Raw genomic sequence first — 19,392 nt, forward strand, 5'->3', positions numbered from 1 at the left:
ACTATCAACCAACGAAATTAAATACTGGCCAGGCTGTGGTTTTGGAGTATTGTCTGATGCTAGCACAACAAGCTCTCCGCTCTCTTTAATTATAAACATTGGCAGCGCTTTATCGCCGTATAAATTCTTAAATGAATCATAGTTAAACTCACCTGTAAGTGGAGTCTTTTTTAAAGAAGCTCCGGATGAGAATTTTTCGTCTAAATATGCAAATGTTGCCTCTGGACCAAAGAGCAGTCTTCCTCTTAGGTGCTGAGGAATGCTTTCCTCACTCTTGGCAGAAAATTTGGAGATTTTTGGAAGCTGATAAACCTGAGAGCGTCCAAAATCTTCAATAAAATGAAGTGCAGCAAGAGAGTTTACTTCATCATTTCGAGTTATTGCTATGAGCTTTCCTACCCCATCAAGCTGAATATCCTCAGAGAGATCCTCAATTAGTATATTTTCATAATAGGCCTTTAGACCCTCTTGTCTGGCTGCTGATACATTTGCCCAGTTTGAATCTACTAGTGAGATCTGAAAACCATTTTCATCGAGAATCCTGGCAATTGACCTAGCCCAGCTATGGGCTCCCACCATCAATATTCCCTCGGGATTTGGTTTAGCCAAACCTAGGCGATTGGCCACTTGAAAAGCGCTAAGCCCATATATTGCGACAGTTCCGGTTATTACAAGAAAAGTTATATCAATTATTCGCTCAGCCTGTGCATATCCGGCGTCAGCGAGTCTTAGTGCAAATACAGACGACACCGCCGCTGCTACTATTCCCCTTGGGGCCATCCACGATAGAAATAGCTTTTCTTTAATGTTCAGATCAGACATGAAAGTGGAGATAAATATACTAAGCGGCCTTACCACTATGATCATAAGTGCCAAGAACAAGAGTCCCTTAAAATTGAACACATAGTTAACTTCATTCACAGTAAGACGAGCGGCAAGGATAATGAATAGACTAGATATAAATAAAACTCTTAGATTCTCCTTAAACTCAATGATGTGCTTAATGCTTACCCATCTTTGGTTGGCGAGCGCAATCCCCATAATGGTTACTGAAAGAAGCCCTGCTTCAATCTGAAAAACGTTTGAGACCACAAACACGAATACTACTATCATTAGTGAAACGGGGTTTTGCAGAAAATCCGGAACCCAGTGTCTTTTAAGAATCACAATAACCAGCTTAGCTCCTGCTAAGCCTAATAAAAGTCCAATGAACAAAGTCTTAAATATACTTGTAACCACATGGGTTGTGGCCTGCTCTAAACCACCTGAGATGATCACTTCAAATACAAGCACAGCTAGTACCGCGCCTATAGGATCAATAATTATCCCTTCCCATTTTGTAATTGAGCCGACACGCCCAGATGGCCTTACATGCCTTAGAAGTGGAATGATAACAGTAGGACCTGTCACAACAAGAACAGCTCCTAGAAGAACAGATATCTCCAGGCCAAGCCCAAATATGAAATATGAAATAACAGATGTTAGCACCCAAGAGACTAGAACGCCTATTGTGACTATATTTCTTATAACCCCGGTTAGCTGCCGGACCTCAGAGAACTTTAGACTGAGCCCGCCCTCAAAAAGTATTATGGCTACCGAAACCGAGACAAGCGGCAAAAGCAGATCACCAAATATCTGATCGGGGTCAATAAAACCAGTTGCCGGGCCTGCTATAAAGCCAAAAATCAATAAAAGCAGTATAGCCGGAAGACTCACCCGCCAAGCCAGCCACTGTGCTCCGATACCAAGAACTATGATGGTCGCCAATCCAACCAATAAATGCTCAGACATTAATATTCCTCAATTATATTAGTAATAATCTCTATTTTAGTGCCTAACTAAGTTACCAGATGAGGAGTAATTTTACAGATTGCCCTAAGTAATTTAAGACATCAAAAGCTTTCACACCGTCAAATTATATAATAATAGAAGGCTATAAAGCATATATTTTGAAACATATTGTTCCCAATTCAAAATCTACGGGTACATTCAATGTAAATGACAAAGATTATGATAATCGGCAAATTTACATATAGTTAGCGAGAAACAAATGATACAAAAAGAAAATAGTGATGAAAGTCTTCATCACATAGTTATCCTTGGCGGCGGGTTTGGCGGATTGTATGCAGCTAAGAAGCTTGCGAAAGGAAAGCCTAAGGTCAAGATTACAATTGTAGACAAACGAAATTTCCATCTCTTTCAGCCTCTGTTGTATCAAGTTGCCGCTGGATGGCTCTCTCCAGGCGAGATAGCTTCCCCACTTAGAGTAATTTTTAACAGCTACGAGAATATTTTTGTAGTAAAGGCAGAAGTGACAAACATATTCCCTAAAGAGAAGAAAGTTGTATTTAGTGACGGTGAGATGAGCTATGACACACTTATTGTTGCCACTGGATCAAACCATCACTACTTTGGTCATAATGACTGGGCGAAAACGGCTCCTGGCCTTAAAACTATTGAAGATGCGCTCGCAATGAGAAGAAAAATTCTCCTGTCTTTCGAAGCTGCAGAGAGAGAAACTAATCCACAGATACAGCAGGAATGGATGACTTTTTTAATAATTGGAGCAGGACCCACAGGGGTTGAACTTGCAGGCACAATCGGCGAGCTAAGCCGCAACACTTTAAGAACTGATTTTCGTAATATAGACACAAAAAATGCTAGGATCATATTAGTTGAGGGGCTTGACCAAGTATTGCCTACATATCCTCAGGAGCTTGCTATGAAAGCTGAAGGATTTCTTAACAAACTTGGTGTCACGATTAAAACAGATACTATGGTTACAGAAATTAACGGTGACGAGGCAATAATAAGCAGAAACGGCTCAAGCGAGGTAATTCAATCTAAAACTATTCTCTGGACAGCAGGGGTTAAGGCGTCTGTATTGGGTAAAGCATTAGCTGAAAACTCTGACGCTGAGCTTGACCGAAGCGGAAGAGTAATTGTGAACACATACCTTAATGTTCCTGGACACGAAGATCTATTTGTAATTGGAGATCTAGCTCATTTTGGTAGGAACCCACTGCCGGGGGTAGCTCCAGTTGCAATGCAGGAAGGAAAGTACGTAGCAGAACTTATCTTAAAGAGATTAAACAATAAAGAGACTAAGCCGTTTGAGTATGTGGATAAGGGCAGCCTTGCGATTATTGGAACCACATCAGCAGTTGCTGAGATCGGGTCGCTAAAATTATCAGGATTTATTGCGTGGCTAATTTGGGCGTTTGTTCATATCAGATATTTAATTGAATTCGACAGCAAAGTAGTGGTACTTTTCAGATGGGCGTGGAACTATTTTACAAGGCAAAGGGGTGTGAGGCTGATCACGGGTGAGGATCCGTTTCCTTTGGTCAATTCGGGCAAAAAAGAATAGTCACGTTAGCTATTTAGTTGACTTTGGCAAGTGCTATCGGTAGTGTATATATATGATCGGTGGATTAGGAATTTGGGAATTACTAATAATTTTGGGCATTTTGCTCTTGATTTTCGGCCCTAGCAGACTTGGAGACCTTGGATCCTCTTTGGGAAAAGGGATTAAGGGGTTTAGAAAATCAATGAAGGATGACGAGATTGATGTAACTCCTGACAAAGACAGCTCAAAGAGAATTGAAGATACGGATCTAGACAAATCACAGTCATCTGAACACAAAGAAAACGTTCAGTAACCTTTCGGCAAATCCCAACTCATATTTTTGATTTTATAATGAATTATAGAAGTGGAGTTTTATCTAAGACCACTCGCCCATATACTTATTCTCAAAAGGCGATTTCCCAAGTCTTATATGTTCTTCAAATTCGTCTCGGAATTTTTTCACAATGGACTCAACCGGCATCGCACATCCGTCAGCAAGAGCACATATTGTTGTGCCTCTCATTTGTGAGCAAGCGTCTAAAAGAGTATCTATGTATTCCATTCTTCCCCTACCCTGATCAATCATGGTAAGCATCTTCTCAAGCCACCAAGTGCCCTCTCTGCATTGAACACATTGGCCGCAGGATTCGTCCCTGTAGAAATGTGCCAAGTTCTGAGCAACCTTTACCATGGAAGTGTTCTCATCCATAACTGTAACGCCGGCAGTACCGAGCATTGAGCCAACTGCCGCAAGAGAATCAAAGTCAAGCGTTATATCAAGCTCGTCCCCTGTCAAAAGAGGAGCTGAAGATCCGCCGGGAGAAATAGCTTTAACCTTTCTTCCATTTGGGACTCCTCCGCCGTACTCTTCTATCAAATCCCTAGCTGTAATTCCGAGCGGAATTTCGTATAAGCCGGGCTTGTTTACATCCCCGCAAAGCCCGTAGATTTTTGTGCCGGTATTTTTTGGAATACCAATTGATGAGAACCACTCGTGGCCGCGGTTTATTATATGGGGCACTACAGCAAGCGTCTCAACATTGTTTATAATTGTGGGACATCCGAAAAGACCAATCTGAGCGGGGAAAGGAGGCTTTGGTCTGGGCTCTCCGTTTTTACCCTCGATTGATTCTAAAAGGCCTGTTTCCTCACCGCAGATATATGCGCCGGCTCCTCTGAACAAAACAATATCCAGATCAAATCCTGAGTTTAGAATGTTTTTTCCCAGATAGCCCTTATCGTAAGCTTCTTTAATGGCACCTTCTATAATGCTTGCACCGTAGGGCATCTCGCCCCTTATATAAACATAGGCTTTATGAGAATTTATCGCAAGACAGGCTATCATCATACCCTCTAGCATTTGATGAGGGTCTTGCTCTAGTATTTCTCTGTCTTTAAAACTGCCGGGCTCACTCTCGTCAGCATTGCAGCAAAGATAAATTGGTTTTTTTGAATCTCTTTGAATAAAACTCCATTTAACTCCAGTTGGGAAACCTGCTCCGCCTCTTCCTCTAAGACCTGCTTTTTTTATCTCTTCTATAATTTCATCCGGTTCCATCTTAATAGCTTTTCTAAGAGCTGAATAACCGTCTCTGGAGATATAGGATTCTATGGTGTGAGAGTCTTTCACACCAACGTAATTTCGGATTATTCTGAGTTCAGGCATTTCTTCCCCTTAGCTTATTTAGATTAATATCTGGGTATACATCAATAACGTGAATATTATTTTAAATGGCTTTACCAAACCTTGGCAAGTAAATCTCAAAAATAATCTAAAATTTCTCTTAGAAATCCTCCACAACATACTTCGCGAATGCCATAGAGGAAGTAAATGCTGGGGAAATAGCATTTAAGATATGAGTTGAGTCCCCATCTTTTATCACTATAAAATCCATGACCATTTCTTTAGTGTTCCAGTCAACCAGCTGTGGCCTTATGCCAACTTTAGAGCTGTCTTGGATATCTTCTATTTTTAGCTCGGGCACCAATTTTTTAGCTTCTTCGAACATGTATCTCTTAAAATATTTCATTGTTTCATTTTGCGCGGCTGATCTAAACCCCGGATTGGTAAAAAAAAGAACCGCATCTCTGGCAAGAATTGATATAGACTCAGCAGATAAGTTGTCAAAAATTCCGTATTCCTCTCTGCCAAACGCAGGTATTGCTGTTGGGCCAATGTACACATCCCCGTCATAGCCCCTTGTAAAATGCACTCCTAAAAAAGGATTTCTAAGATCTGGCACAGGGTAAATGTTTCCTCTGACGAGAAAGTCTCTTTGTTTTGTAATCTTTTTGTATGTTCCTTTAAACGGCAGAACCTTATATTCTGTGCCTAGACCAAAAGAGTGAGCAACCTTATCAGCGAAACTCCCGGCTGCATTTATGAAATTCTCAAACTTTATTTTGTTTTGACTTGTAATGGCAACACTGCTTCCAGACAGCGCAGTATATAATTCTCCAAACTCGAAATTAACTTTCCCTGATCTTTCAAGCTCGCTTCGTAATGAGGCTAAGATCTGCTTAGGATTAAATACTGCAGTATTTGGAGAGTATAAAGCTTTCTCAGACGGCAGGGCATAAGGCTCAAATTCTAATAAATCGGCTCGCTCGATAATCTGTGATGTTGCGCCGCTTTGATCGGCTCTTCTTTTAAGCTCCAGCAAATCATCAACCCTCGAATCATCTGTAACAATAATTTTTCCGTTTTCATTTAATGAAAGTTCATTTTCCCAGCAGTACTCTCTCAGAAGACGGTTACCTTCCACGCAAAATCGTGCTTTATAAGTACCGGGGGAGTAATAAATCCCGGCGTGTAATACACCGCTGTTTCTGCCGCTGGCATGAGCGCCTAGGGTGGCTTCCTTCTCTAAGATTACAATATCGTCTACGCCTTTTGATATAAGTTCTCTGGCAATAGTAAGCCCGGTAATACCAGCTCCTATAATAAGTGTGTGGCAGCTAAGCTCCATAGAATATAAACTATCACTCTAGGAGAAAATGTGAAGCTCTCCTTAGAAGCTCTTAAGCCATTTTACTAAGGTATCAACGGTGAAATTGGGGTTTTCCATGCAGTCGTGGCGGGCATCAGGAACAAATACTAATTCTACATTTTCATGGCCAGAGTCTTTCATGATCTTAAGCAAGCTCTTTACCTCCTCTGGTCCTACTGTGTAGTCGTTCTCGCCATGTATAAAAAGAACGGGCACTTTTACATTTTGTATGATCTCATTAGTTTTTGCATTATACGCCTCTGGGCTTCTCATAAACCACCATGTGCGGTATGTAAACAGCTCTACATCACCAGGATCAAAAGTTGGTCCCCATGCCCTGTAGACAATAAATACCCTGTCATTTTGGGTGGTTACAGGATCAGGTTTTAAAACATCTTTGGCTATTTGATAGATATGATCGTATGAAGGAACGCTGTTCCATTTCTTAAGTCTCATCTCGTTTGACTTTGGAAGTGAAGAGGAACATCCCTCTAAAATAAGGCCTTTTACGTTTGGGTGTTGGTTATTTACAGAATAGTAGACGCTAATGTTGGCTCCTAAGCTCCAGCCTAAGATGAAGATATTTTTAAAGCCCTCTTTGACCAACGCATCAACTCCTGCTTCAATGTCCATTATTGATTCATCAAATATGGCACTTCCGAACATCTGACCTGTGAAAGCCATTCGTGTGTTTATTGAAAATGAGCTTATACCGTTTTCAACGAAAGCATTAGGAAGCTGACGGGGAGTGCCTCGTGCTAGAAAATGTCCAAGCACCCCATGGACTAAAAGCACAATAGGAGCTTCATATAAATCTTCTTCTCGATCAAACTCACCTGATACCAACAGTGCGTTTATAACGAAGCCGTCTTCGGCTGCAAAACTTAATAGTCGTCTTTGTCTGGAGACCATGTTCTAAGTAGCGCCTGAGTTTTAGTCTTTAAATCTTCTGTCCAGCCATCTTACAATAATATCGCCAAGCTCTTCTTCTTTATCTTCAAACTTGTGACCGGCATTGACATAAAATGCTGATACGTCTTTGTTGCCGGCATCTAGAGCAACTTGGGCAAGGTCATGTGTTTCTTCGGGTTTTACAATTTCATCATACCAGCCTTGAATGAGAAGGATTGGAACCTTTATCTCTTCAATCTGCTTATACCCCATAGCGGTATGAGCCTCTGGACCGGCAAGATACCACCAAGTGCGGTAAGTATATATTTCTGTGTGCTCGGGACGATAGGAATCCCCTCTTGCTTTGTAGATTAGTATTGTGCGGTCATGGCCTGTGCCTTCTCTGCCGGGCTTGATTATTTCCTTAGCTTCTTCAAAAACTTCGTCATATGAAGGCTCACTTCCGAGCCGGTTCCATCTTCGCCTGATCGAATCCGGCATTGAATAAGGGGCAGCCAGAGTTATCACACCCTTTAGATTCGGAAAAGCTTTTTGATCTTTTCTAAGCGCAGCATATCTGAGCACTATGCTAGTACCCAAACTGTAGCCGGAAAGAATAATATTTTTGTAGCCCCGCTCAATCAGATATTCAACCACTCTGTCTATCTGAGGTATTGTATCGTTTAGTATCCCGTATCCGAAAAACAGACCAAAATTTGCCATTCTGGTATTAATAGCAAGAGAAGAGTAGCCGCCCTCAGCTAAAATGGGCGGCAAGAATCTTTGACTACCGTCTAGAAAGTTACCAAGAAAACCGTGAACATGAATTATCGCGGTATCGTTATTTTTGTTGTCCTCTTCGAGGATAGTGCTGTTGTAGTAGAGCCCGTCTATTTTGCTCTTGCCGAAAGGTATGGAGACTAGCTCCTGCTCCATATATTTTTCTGAATCACTTTCTTTCATAGGGTATCCAATTACAAACTAGCCAAAATATGATTCTGGATCACTGATTACATTATCTGCATAGACCTTAGCTTCCATCCACTCAGAGATCTTTCCTAATTCAACTACTTGTTTAGACACTGCTGCCTGTGCAACAATAAGCTCTGATTTAGGATCCCAGATAATCTGCCAGTTGTCATCTCTAAATCCCCTAACCCAGCCGAAAGGGAATGTTCCAACATCACCCAAAATAGTAACTCCTCAAACTTTTTAGTGCTATAGATTTTATTGGAAAAATAGAAAAGCTCAATATGTTGATCTGAAATTGTGTTTTTGCAGAGGAGACCGTGCAGTCTCCCCTAGCATTAAAATCTTAAAGACATTTCGTTAATTTCTAGAATCTACTGCTGATAGTTATATGCATTTGCCTTTTGTTTTTTTATCATCTTCTTGCCCTGATCAGACTCTGGTTCGGGTGGCGCAGCCCGTAAGTCTTGAATCATAGCTTTAAGCTCTTCTTCTTGTTTAACTGTCTGCTCATTTTTATAACGGCTTTTATTCACTACTTGAATTCTTTTATATGAATCATTCAACTCTAAGAGCGCCTCCCCCGGTCTACCTTCCTCATAATCCAAAATAGCTTGATCTAGACCAAAAGCGGCATCAACTGATACTCCTCTGGCTAAGACTGCCTCGTTTAGGTTCTGATCCACAATAGATTTATCTTTTGTAACTAGATATGAAAGGGCTTTGCTAATGTTACTTTTCTGATTGTTATCTAAAAGGTCCTCATAGGAAAGATCTGCTTTTAATAATCCCTTTTCACCTATTTTGTCTGTGGGAACATTAACTTTGATTAGTATATCCCTTTGTTGGCCCGCAAACATATCTCCTAATTTTATTTTGATTTTCTCATCGGAACTAGAGGAATATGAATAGCCGTAGATCTGTTCTATGCTCACCCCGGGCTCAAGTGTAATTGTGATAGTGGGTGATTTTGCTATTGTTGTAGAAAGCTGTCCAAACTCTTTTTGAAATATTGCTGCGAGTTGGTTTGGTGATTCTATAAAGTAATAATTTCCAGCACCATATTGGGCAATGCACAAAAGCAAATTCTCGTCATAGTCTAATCCTAAGCCCATTGTAGTGATCTGTATGTTTTTCTCAGATGCGATGCTTGAAATACGCGAGAGCTCACCTATATCGGTAATGCCTTCATTTGCGAGGCCGTCAGACAATAGAATTACTCTGTTTATATAGCCGGCTCTTGATACGGACTCTAACTGACTAATACCGTAAATTAGACCTCCTGAAAGATTTGTGGAGTTAGTTGGATAAAGGGAATCCACGGCTGAAATCGCTGCGTCCTTGTTACTTAGAGGCTGAATAGGAAACAAAACCTGTACTTCAGTAGAGTATGCAATAATTGAAAGCCGATCGCTGGCCTGGAGTCTGTTTATTATTTCTTTTGCGGCCTTTTTTGCATAACTAATTTTGCCCTTATCACTCATTGAACCGCTTCTATCTATAACTATAGCTAAGTTTACGGGAGCTCTTGCAAGCATCGGAATGTCTTTTCTGCCTGTAAGTTTAATATTAACGAGTTGCTCAGTAGCAGTACCTTTTTCAACAAATGGATGGCTAATACCTACATCCCAAACAACTGTTTTTACGTCTGGGGGAACTATAAGCGGTGGCTCGGGCATCTGAGTAGCTATGGAATTTTGGCTGACACTCGTTACTACTACTAATAATAAAAGCACAAACAATACTATTCTTTTTGAGAAAAACATAATGCATCTCCTATAATGATTTGATATGCATTATTACGAACGGCAGTAATAAAAGATTTATATAAGGATTAATTAGATGGAACTGAATTAGAAGATTCCTCTTTTTTCAATCTATCCAATTCAATCTTATCTTGGATAGCCTGAATTCTTGTGTTTGCAAAATAAGACTCTTCTGGAGCAACCTGCTGCAGGTTCATATAATTGGTGATTGCTTTATCAAATTCTCCCTGCTCTTCATAACACTCGGCAAGCTCTTTATAAGACTTTTGCTGGGAGGATTTAGATTGCGGCATATTAGAATTAAGAAACGCCTCGTTTGTTCTAATAGATAAATCGCAATTAGTTTTGTTTTTCTGTGAAGCTATAATTGCCTCACCTTTTTCCCTTAGTTCAAGATCTTGATTAGAGAGGTCTGATTGAACATTACTTTGTGGTGAAACCTCACTTTTATTCTTGGCCATGACCTGAGATTTTTCATTCTTAGGTAATTGCTTTTTTTTGACCTGTTCTAGTTCTGGATTTAATTCTAGCTCTTTAGACTCCATTGGAGCCGGTACTGCAGGCGGTGGCGGAGGAATTGGTTGTAAATTCCTTGCGTCAGATTCTATGGAATGTTCCAAGATATTATCTTCTGCATAAAGCTGCTCTTCTTGTCTTAAAACTGCCCCCTCCATTTGAACATTCTCATCCGAAAATGTGGTTTGACCACCAGCGGGTTCATTTGCCTGGACAGGGGTCTTAATAGTAGAAATCTCTGGGCCAATATTAGCTGCATCATAACCGTAATAAAACCATACCGATAACGCTATGGCAGTGGTCAGAGCTGGAACTAATATGGGACGAAATCCCCATTTGTTCCAAAAAGTTTTTTGACCTAAATTGGTTTTTACTGAAGCTTCTTTAGATATGTTTTGAAGAGTCTGTGATGAAACTTCGGGCAGGGCTTGATTGTTCGCAGCCATTTTGATCAAAGTTAGTTCTTCAAACTCTTTTAAGCACTCGTCGCTGCAGCTGCTTAAATGATCTTTGATGCTGTCCTTTTGCTCTTGGCTAAGCTCGCCGCTTAGATATTCAAGTAAAAGTTCGCTGCACTCTTTACATTCCATAACTATGATGATGCTCCTTTAGCTTTATTGATTTCATCAAAATACCCTGATTCTGTAAATATTTGCCTCAGGTTCTGATATGCATATCTAAGGCGGCTTTTTACAGTTCCAAGCGGCGCTTGGGTAATATCTGAAATCTCATTAAGTGAAAGTCCCTGAATCTCTTTTAACACAAATACTTCTTTGAATTCTTCCTTTAATGAATCTAGGCCACTATCTAAGAGCTGTCCGATTTCTTTGTCATAAAGCTTATCATCTTGACCTCTCTCACTGCTACGCATCAATTCAAGGACAACCGCACCAGTTTGCTGCTCTGTAGACAAAGGCGCATCAAGAGAGCGGTGTCGTCTATGGCTCTCAGTTCGCAGATGATCAATACAGTGGTTTCGCGCTATGCTATAAAGCCAAGTCGTAAACTTCTGATTAGGATCGTAACTATTTTTTCTTTCAATCACCTTTATAAATATTTCTTGAAGAAGATCCTCTGCTTGTATTTTGTTATTGCCAGTCATCTTCATTATAAACCTCAGAACACCAGCGCTATGCCTATTAAGTAGCACATCAAAACTTCCTGCATTGCCGTTTTGAAACTTTCTCATAGCTTGTTCGTCAGAAATCTCTTTTTTCCCGATTAGTCCTAGCACGTTAGATGTCATCCAATTTGAACTCACAGATTTACTAGCTATTTATTATAAAACGCGTTTTATCTAATTATACGATCATGATCTAATAAAGATTTAAATACTACTGTTTCAGATAATAACTCAAATATTCTATAAATGATTCTTCAGTTTTATTGCATAGATAAATTTTGCTCTTAACAAAATTTTAATTGTATCGAAATTCCTATCAATTATTCTTGTCCATATAATATTAGAGCAATTAAAAAAATGAGAAAAATAATTGTATCAATCGGGATTCTAATCGTATTGTTTATTATTGTAGCAGCGCTTGCGGTCTTGAACCTCAATTTTTTTATTAACGGTAATAAAGATTATTTCTTGTCTCAAATTGAGCAATCACTCGGCAGAAAACTCCAAGTAGCTCAAATCAATACAGGTTTTAGGGACGGGCTTGGAATACGTCTTAAGAACGTCTCAATAAGTGATGATCCCAGATTCTCTGATAAAGACTTTATTAGAGCATCTGATATACAAATCAATGTGAAACTTATCCCCCTTTTGGCTAAAAAAATAAATATATCAAAGCTCATTTTAAACAAACCATTTATTACAGTTATAGAGAACAAGAATGGTGAGTACAATTTTGAAACACTCGGCAACAATAAAAAAAGCAAAGGAGACAAAAGCTCACAGAGTTCGGACAAGAAATCTCCCCTTTCACTATTTGCTTCATCAATTATTGTTCAAGAAGGCCAAATAAACTTTATCGATCAAAGAAATGAGACAAATTTGCAGCTGCAGAAAATAGATTTAGACATTAAAGATTTGGGCTTTGAGAATAAAATACCTATAAATCTTGCGGCAGCAGTATTATCAAGCGAGCAGAATCTGGATTTAGATGCAGTTATTAGCCCGATTAGCAGTGATAGTGAATTAAATGAAATACAGGCAAATGGGGAACTACATGTTTCAGAGCTAAACATTAGTACACTTAAAAAGTTTCTACCCGTTATTGACAAGCACATACCAAAAGGACTTGATCTATCAGGTCCTGTTGCTGGCAAACTTGAGTTTGCTGGGACATTAGAGTCAATTAGTTTTAATAGAATTGGCATCAGCGCAAGTGTGTTTGGCGCGAGCGTGCCAAATTTTGAACTATCAGGGAAACTAGGACCGCTCGGCAGCAAATCCGAGAATTTCTCACTAGATACGAAGTTTAGCCTTCAAAAAGCTAACATCAGTAAGCTTCGAAATTTTTCACTAATAAAGGATTCGATCCCAAACAGTTTATCTACTCAAGGCACACTTAATGTTAGCGGCAGAGTATCCGGTTCTGCGGAAGATTTAGAATTCAACCAGGTAAAAATAGATGCCACTCTAAGCCGCTTAGCTATGATCGGGAAATTCTTTAAACCCAAAGACACGCCGTTTTCAATCACAGCAAGCGGTGAAATTTCTGATTCTGTTGTCGTTATCAAAAGAGCCAATATTAATATTGATAATTTAGATCTGTCAGCAAACGGTGAAATCAATCGCGGTGTTACTAATCTGCTCAATATTTCAGTTAGCTCAAACAAAATAGACCTGGCATCTATGAGCGAGACTTTCCCATCAATAAAAGAATATAAACCTACAGGTTATCTTAAACTTGAGCCAACTAATTTGACGGGCGAATTGGGAAAAGGCCAAATCCCACAGATAAAGGGATCTTTGAACCTTGAAGATGTGAGCCTTGAGCCTGAATCTTTAGCTGAACCACTTAGAGACATCAATACGAAAATAAATTTTACGGGCAGATCTGCTGATGTTGGCCAAATGACTCTAAGGATGGGTAATTCGAAACTAAATCTAACCTCTAAAATAGACAGCTTCAGTCCTTTAGTTTTAAGCTATAAAGTCTCTTCTCCGCAACTATATTTATCTGATTTTAGTAAAGAAGAAGTTTCCACTAACAAAGCGCAAGTGTTAAGAGATTTCAAAAGTGAAGGAAAAGTATCAAATAAAAGTAATAATATTTCGGTCTTAGGAAAGCTCTCATCTTCAGAGGCTGATCTATCTGATTTTGAGCTTGAGAATCTAAATGCCAAATTCAATCTAATAGGCGAAAGCCTTAAAATTGAAGAGTTTAGCACCAAAGCCTATCAGGGCAGTATTAAAGGAAAAGCAAGTTATGGCTTTGGTAAAAATCCAGATTTTACATTAATATCAAAGGCAGTTGGGATTGATTTAACAAGCTTTTTAAGCTCTTCGGACAATAAGATTGAGGGCAAAGCTAACCTTGATATAAATATTTTTGGAAGCGGTAAGGATTGGACAAAAATAAAGAACACACTAAAAGGCACTGCAAAAGCTGAGATAGTAAATGGAGCTGTTTTGGATATAAATATCGCAGATCAAGTGCTAAAAGGTATTACAGGCATTGAGGGACTTACTTTCTTAGTATCCGAGCAAACAAAAGAAAAATATCCCCAAGTTTTTACTGCCCAAGACACAGAGTTTGATGAATTTAAATCCTCATTTATCATTGAAAAAGGCAAGATGGAGACAACTAATTTAAGAATTAGTTCAAAAGATTATACTATCACCGGCAAAGGTTGGATGAATCTTGATGGAAAAATCGATTTAAAATCTCTACTAACATTATCTGAGCAACTCTCTTTAGACTTAGAAACTGACATTCCTGATTTACGCTTAATAACAAATGATAATAATAGAGTTGAGATACCCTACGTCATTGCCGGCGTGCTGCCTAATGCAAAGGCTAAACCAGATGTCTCATATCTATCTAAACTGATCCAAAGGGCTGGAATCAGAAAAGTGCTGGACGGATTAACATCCGGTTCTGATGAGAGCGCACAAAATGAAAATCCGCCGGATACAGATCAGCCGCCAAAAAAAGAGGAAAAAAGACTTGATGAAAAATTATTTGATGAACTAAAGGATCTTTTTTAGTAATTTGAGTATCATAAACTACATCTAATCTTTAAGGAGGATCAGAAATGAAAAGAGTTTTCTCTATAATAGTGCTAAGTACAGCTTTAATACTACCTTTGACGCTATTTTCCAGTGCGCAGCTGGATGAGTCTTATGAAGCTCACGGCGGGCTTGAGACTTTCCAGAAATACGGCGGACTTGAGTATGATCAGCAGATGGTAATAAGTGGTGTTATTAATGTCTCAGATAATCAAGTTTTTGATTTAAAATCCCGTAAGGCTCTTATCACAAGTGATAAATATACAGTCGGTTTTGACGGTAACGAGGCTTGGATAACACCAAATGTGCAAGCACTTGGTATACCTCCCAGGTTCTATGCACTTACACCATTTTATTTCTTTGGGCTTCCTTTCTTGTTTGCGGATCCAGGAGTTAATATTGAATCGCTTGGAACTAAAGAGCTCAACGGAACACAGTACAATGTTATTAAAGTTACCTATGACCCTGGAATAGGCGACACCCCTGACGATGATTATGTCGTCTACCTAGATAAAGATACTAATCAGATAAAGCTAGTTCATTACATTGTCACCTACCCTCCGCTAATGCAGGGAAAGTCTGTAGATGAGTTAGAGCGTCACGCGGCAGTGTATGAAGAGTGGCAGGAAGTTGGCGGTCTTGTGGTGCCAAAAAAGCTTAGCTTTTACGAATGGTCGGATGATCAATTGGGAGATAGCGCTCGTGGTTATATGACTTTTGAAGATGTAACATTTAGCGTGCAAACTCCAGATCCTAAAATCTTTGAAATGCCAGATGGTGCTGTAGTGGATAACTCTCACAAAGCACAATAGAAAAATTTCTTTATTATGGCATAATTAAGACTCCCAAAAACGCAAATCCAAGGAGGAGTGTAATTATGGCCAGAAAAGGTTTTAGAGTAGAAAGCGATTCTATGGGGGAAATGTCCGTCCCTCAAGACGCATACTATGGAGCTCAGACCGCTAGAGCTATAGAGAATTTTCCAATCAGCGGAATCAGAAAACACAGCCTACTAGTCCAGGCTATGGGTATGATCAAGCAGGCTGCGGCAGAGTCCAACATGGAGTTAGGGCTTATCAGCAAAAAACATGGCCGGGCAATTGTTAAAGCTGCGCAAGAAGTAATTGACGGCAAGCTTGATGATCACTTTGTATTAGATGTTTTCCAGACAGGTTCTGGAACATCAACTAACATGAATACCAATGAAGTAATTGCAAATAGAGCTAACGAAATATTAGGGATTAAGAAAGGAAGTAAAACCGGTGTTCATCCAAACGATCATGTTAATTATGGTCAGTCAAGTAATGACGTTTATCCAACCGCAATACACGTATCCGCAATTCTTGCAATTGACGAGTATCTAATTCCTGGTCTTAAAAACCTACAAAAAGCGCTTTCTGCAAAAGCGCGTCAATTTGATAAGATCGTTAAAATTGGAAGAACACACTTGCAAGACGCGACCCCTGTAAGACTCGGTCAGGAATTCGGCGGCTACGCCAGTATGATTGAGCATGGTATGAAACGTGTAGAGAGAGCAAAAGATGAACTATCAGAGCTAGCAATAGGCGGTACAGCAGTTGGGACAGGTATCAACACTCACCCTAGATTCGCCAGATTGGTCGCAAAAAGATTAAGCAAGATGACCAAAGCTAAACTAAGAGAGGCAGACAATCACTTTGAGGCCCAGGGTTCTAAAGATGCCGTTGTAGATGCAAGCGGCTCGCTAAGAACCTTGGCTGTGAGCCTTATGAAGATAGCCAATGATATCAGATGGTTAGGAAGTGGTCCAAGATGCGGAATTGGAGAGATAATGATCCCTCCTGTTCAGCCTGGATCATCCATTATGCCGGGTAAAGTAAACCCGGTGATACCTGAGGCAGTTTGTCAGGTGGCAGCTCAGGTAATTGGAAATGACCTTACAATTTCTATTGGAGGTCAGTTTGGAAATTTCGAGCTAAACGTTATGATGCCGGTTAAAGGCCACAACCTACTTCAGTCAATTGAGCTTATGGCAAGAGCATCAAATGTATTCGCAGATAAATGCATTAAAGGAATTAAAGCAGATAAGAAACGCTGTGAGGAAATGATTGAACAAAGCCTTGCCATGTGCACAAGCCTTGCCCCTGTAATTGGTTATGACAACGCGGCCAAGATTGCTAAAGAGGCGTATGCTACCGGAAAAACAGTAAGGCAAGTAGCGCTTGAGCAAAAAGTGCTTCCGGCAGAGAAATTAAATGAGCTTCTTGATCCATGGTCAATGACAGAGCCCGGAACAAAAAAATAGAAAAATACTGATACTAATTAGGGGGCGCAGAAAAATGCGTTCCCTATATCTTCTCAAATGCCCTTCTAACTATTTCTTTACCACCTGTTTCAATTATGTGCCTGTGAGTCACACTGACTCTATCAAAATCCCAAGACAAAATTTTATCTGCTGACTCTCTAGCCTTTTTTCTGTCTCTTATTAGTAGTCTTACAAGTCTTGGGACGCTTGGATTTTTGTATACACCCTCCGCCCAGGCGTAGAATTTCTCTGAAAGACTATTGGTCGAGGCTACGTTAAACACAATGTCAGTGAATAATACTGTTTTACTTTTGGGATGATAAAAAACAACTTCATTAAACATTGGTATACCTTTGAATACTTCATATAGGATCTCATCTCCCAAGTTTAGGGAATCTTGCTCATCAAACTCAGCAGTGAATCTTATATCCTTTCTTTTTTTAGCTAACCCTTTGGCGCCCCAGACTTGGGCATTTGGATATTTATCTACGTAATCCACTACGTGTAAATGATGAAATTTATTAGGAGCTATTACATATTTTACTTCTCCGATTTCATTGAGATCTGACGTGAGTTGATCATTTAATTTGACTGGAGAATGCAAAAATAGCTCACCCGAATTAAGCCTTATAACACTCATTCTGCCGCCAAAATCAACTCCGGCAAATTTCTGAACAGACTCAACTGTCCAGATATCTTCATCTACTTTATGAACTTGCCATTTCATATAAGATAGTAAACAGTTAGAGCATCATTTTAGCAAGAAAATTATTTACAAAGAACTATAAATGATACGAAATATAATGTATCCTAGAGCTTCATAAAATTAGATGAAAGATCTGGTTAGGAGGACAAAAATGCTTCGCTATTCAATATTGGCAATATTAATAATTATTCTCCCACTATTTGCCTGCAGTACAGTAAAAACAGGAAAAGATATTGCAATAGATTCGCCGCTTAAAAAATCAAGAAAGAATCAGTCATTAAGTGAGGCAAGACAAGAGGTAGAAAAATCAAGAAGACAGCTTGATAATTGTCTTGAACGCTACTCAGGCGATGAGTCAAAGTGCACAAGAGAAAAAGAGAACTATGATCAGGATGTTGAAGAGTACGCCAACATTCAGGCAAGCTAAACAAACTATTAATACACAAAAACATCAAGGGTTTGAGCAATGGCAAAATATATAATGATGAGCGTTTTAACCGATGAAGGCCGCAAGACCATGAAGATGAGGCCAGAGCGGATCAAGGAAGTAAATAAAGAGATAGAGAAGATGGGTGTTGAGGTACTTACACAATATGCGGTGATAGGTCCTTATGATTTTGTAAACATTGTCGAAGCCCCTGACAACGAAACAATAACAAAAGTATCTACTGAGCTAGGTGCAAGAGGAACAGTCCAGATTATGACTCTTGCGGCAATACCAATAGCTGATTTTGAGAAACAACTGTCGAAGAAATCAAAGAAGCCCTCAAAAAAGAACTAGAACCTTAGTTGAAAATCAAAGATAAAATCAGCCTCAGCAATATCGCTTGTTGGTCCTGCCACAGGGAACTGCACGGCAAAGCCCGGGCTTATTCTTTTTCCAAATCTAATTCCCGGAGTTAAGAACAAATCTGTCTTCCTATCGATATTGTCTGACGTTAGGGTGTAGCCGTCAAACTCTAAAAATACTGTGGGAGATATTATATTTATTGGTACATTTACCCCTGCTGCAGCGCTGTAGTTAAGCCTGAATTCAAAACTATTTCCCTCAAAATTCTCAGCATTAAACATATAATCCGTAGCTAGATAGGTCTGAAGACTAAATGCATCTTTCCACATTGCGCCTGAAATATATGGAGTCACTGTAAAAGCCTGATATATGTATGTAGGCAAATCTCTTCTATAACTTGTAACGACTGATAGCCTGTCCTGACCGTCTGTGAACCCTGTTGGAATAGTAAAATCAAGCCCACCTGAGACTACATAATTAGTTGATTTTATTACAACCTGTTTAGCACCAATAGTAATGTTTGAGAATTCATATCCGTTTCTGGCAGGTTCAACATTATTCACACCGCCGTATGGGGCGTCTATATACAGCCCGAAAAAACCGCTCTCTGAAGGCAGGTCAAGTCTTATAGAGTAGAAAAATAATTGATCCCCAAAGTCTTTATCAAGCGCGACTACTTCCAGATCGGCCATGACTCTACCAAGTGGTAACGGCGGTTCAAAAAATAGCGGGTAGCTAAGATCAAGAGCTCTATCCTTGGTGGCTCCAATTGTGAAGGGTCCTTTAAATTCGAATGTTCCGGCAACCGGGTTTATGATTCCTATCTGACGGTCTTTTACAAAAAGCCGCATTGGATTAGTTACATAAGCACCAATAGTGGCCGCAGTGTTGTTTTGTTCTATTAGCCACTCTGATAGCTCCTCCATAACCATTCCAACAGGGACA

The 19,392-nt window shown here is 39.7% G+C and carries 18 protein-coding genes; 7 read left to right on the forward strand and 11 right to left on the reverse strand.

From position 1 onward, the window contains the following. A partial coding sequence (locus AAF462_01895) for a cation:proton antiporter (GenBank protein ID MEM7007865.1) occupies positions 1 to 1,791 on the reverse strand: 1,791 nt, incomplete at its 3' end. A gap of 259 nt (positions 1,792 to 2,050) precedes the next feature. On the opposite strand from AAF462_01895, the gene AAF462_01900 reads away from it, so the two are divergent. Both AAF462_01900 and tatA read left to right on the forward strand, forming a co-directional pair. Then, positions 2,051 to 3,370 carry an NAD(P)/FAD-dependent oxidoreductase gene (locus AAF462_01900; protein ID MEM7007866.1) on the forward strand — a complete coding sequence of 440 codons (1,320 nt, stop codon included), beginning with the start codon at positions 2,051 to 2,053 and terminating at the stop codon, positions 3,368 to 3,370. A 52-nt stretch (positions 3,371 to 3,422) separates the two neighbouring features. After that, complete coding sequence (gene tatA, locus AAF462_01905; GenBank protein ID MEM7007867.1) at positions 3,423 to 3,662, forward strand: twin-arginine translocase TatA/TatE family subunit; 240 nt, start codon at positions 3,423 to 3,425, stop codon at positions 3,660 to 3,662. A 63-nt stretch (positions 3,663 to 3,725) separates the two neighbouring features. On the opposite strand, the gene nuoF is transcribed toward tatA, so the two are convergent. The 8 genes from nuoF to AAF462_01945 form a co-directional block, all read right to left on the reverse strand. Next, on the reverse strand, positions 3,726 to 5,015 hold the full coding sequence (gene nuoF / locus AAF462_01910; protein MEM7007868.1) for an NADH-quinone oxidoreductase subunit NuoF: 1,290 nt from the start codon (positions 5,013 to 5,015) through the stop codon (positions 3,726 to 3,728). Between the two features lie 118 nt (positions 5,016 to 5,133). Then, the gene (gene lhgO / locus AAF462_01915) at positions 5,134 to 6,318 is read right to left on the reverse strand and encodes an L-2-hydroxyglutarate oxidase (protein MEM7007869.1); all 1,185 of its coding nucleotides are present in this window, start codon (positions 6,316 to 6,318) and stop codon (positions 5,134 to 5,136) included. A gap of 42 nt (positions 6,319 to 6,360) precedes the next feature. After that, positions 6,361 to 7,251 (reverse strand): prolyl oligopeptidase family serine peptidase, encoded by an 891-nt coding sequence (locus AAF462_01920; GenBank protein ID MEM7007870.1) that lies wholly within the window; start codon positions 7,249 to 7,251, stop codon positions 6,361 to 6,363. A gap of 21 nt (positions 7,252 to 7,272) precedes the next feature. Further along, on the reverse strand, positions 7,273 to 8,193 hold the full coding sequence (locus AAF462_01925) for an alpha/beta hydrolase (protein MEM7007871.1): 921 nt from the start codon (positions 8,191 to 8,193) through the stop codon (positions 7,273 to 7,275). An 18-nt stretch (positions 8,194 to 8,211) separates the two neighbouring features. Then, positions 8,212 to 8,421, reverse strand: a complete 210-nt coding sequence (locus AAF462_01930; GenBank protein MEM7007872.1) for a hypothetical protein — start codon at positions 8,419 to 8,421, stop codon at positions 8,212 to 8,214. Between the two features lie 152 nt (positions 8,422 to 8,573). Continuing rightward, positions 8,574 to 9,965, reverse strand: coding sequence for a VWA domain-containing protein (locus AAF462_01935; GenBank protein MEM7007873.1), 1,392 nt, complete (start codon positions 9,963 to 9,965; stop codon positions 8,574 to 8,576). Positions 9,966 to 10,033: 68 nt separating this feature from the next. Further along, on the reverse strand, positions 10,034 to 11,071 hold the full coding sequence (locus AAF462_01940; GenBank protein ID MEM7007874.1) for a zf-HC2 domain-containing protein: 1,038 nt from the start codon (positions 11,069 to 11,071) through the stop codon (positions 10,034 to 10,036). 2 nt (positions 11,072 to 11,073) lie between these two features. Further along, a complete protein-coding gene (locus AAF462_01945) occupies positions 11,074 to 11,727 on the reverse strand; it encodes a sigma-70 family RNA polymerase sigma factor (GenBank protein ID MEM7007875.1) in 654 nt (217 codons plus the stop codon). A gap of 234 nt (positions 11,728 to 11,961) precedes the next feature. Here AAF462_01945 and AAF462_01950 point away from each other — a divergent pair, with 234 nt between their 5' ends. The 3 genes from AAF462_01950 to AAF462_01960 all read left to right on the forward strand — a co-directional run bounded on the left by AAF462_01950 (position 11,962) and on the right by AAF462_01960 (position 16,951). Further along, complete coding sequence (locus AAF462_01950) at positions 11,962 to 14,646, forward strand: AsmA family protein (protein ID MEM7007876.1); 2,685 nt, start codon at positions 11,962 to 11,964, stop codon at positions 14,644 to 14,646. Positions 14,647 to 14,693: 47 nt separating this feature from the next. Further along, a complete protein-coding gene (locus AAF462_01955) occupies positions 14,694 to 15,479 on the forward strand; it encodes a DUF6503 family protein (GenBank protein ID MEM7007877.1) in 786 nt (261 codons plus the stop codon). A 65-nt stretch (positions 15,480 to 15,544) separates the two neighbouring features. Then, positions 15,545 to 16,951 carry a class II fumarate hydratase gene (locus tag AAF462_01960; protein MEM7007878.1) on the forward strand — a complete coding sequence of 469 codons (1,407 nt, stop codon included), beginning with the start codon at positions 15,545 to 15,547 and terminating at the stop codon, positions 16,949 to 16,951. 43 nt (positions 16,952 to 16,994) lie between these two features. Here the strand turns inward: AAF462_01960 and AAF462_01965 are convergent, their stop codons facing one another. Next, on the reverse strand, positions 16,995 to 17,678 hold the full coding sequence (locus AAF462_01965) for a DUF4336 domain-containing protein (protein MEM7007879.1): 684 nt from the start codon (positions 17,676 to 17,678) through the stop codon (positions 16,995 to 16,997). A 130-nt stretch (positions 17,679 to 17,808) separates the two neighbouring features. Between AAF462_01965 and AAF462_01970 the strand changes: the two genes are divergently transcribed. Both AAF462_01970 and AAF462_01975 read left to right on the forward strand, forming a co-directional pair. Then, positions 17,809 to 18,084, forward strand: coding sequence for a hypothetical protein (locus tag AAF462_01970; protein ID MEM7007880.1), 276 nt, complete (start codon positions 17,809 to 17,811; stop codon positions 18,082 to 18,084). 39 nt (positions 18,085 to 18,123) lie between these two features. Continuing rightward, the gene (locus tag AAF462_01975) at positions 18,124 to 18,438 is read left to right on the forward strand and encodes a GYD domain-containing protein (GenBank protein MEM7007881.1); all 315 of its coding nucleotides are present in this window, start codon (positions 18,124 to 18,126) and stop codon (positions 18,436 to 18,438) included. Here AAF462_01975 and AAF462_01980 read toward each other — a convergent pair. Continuing rightward, positions 18,435 to 19,392, reverse strand: a 958-nt coding sequence (locus tag AAF462_01980) for a hypothetical protein (protein MEM7007882.1), incomplete at its 5' end; no start/stop codon positions are given. The two genes, AAF462_01975 and AAF462_01980, sit on opposite strands and share 4 nt — an antisense overlap.

It is taken from the genome of Thermodesulfobacteriota bacterium, from assembly GCA_039028315.1.
In the GTDB taxonomy this organism is placed as follows: Bacteria; Desulfobacterota_D; UBA1144; order Nemesobacterales; family UBA2774; genus CR02bin9.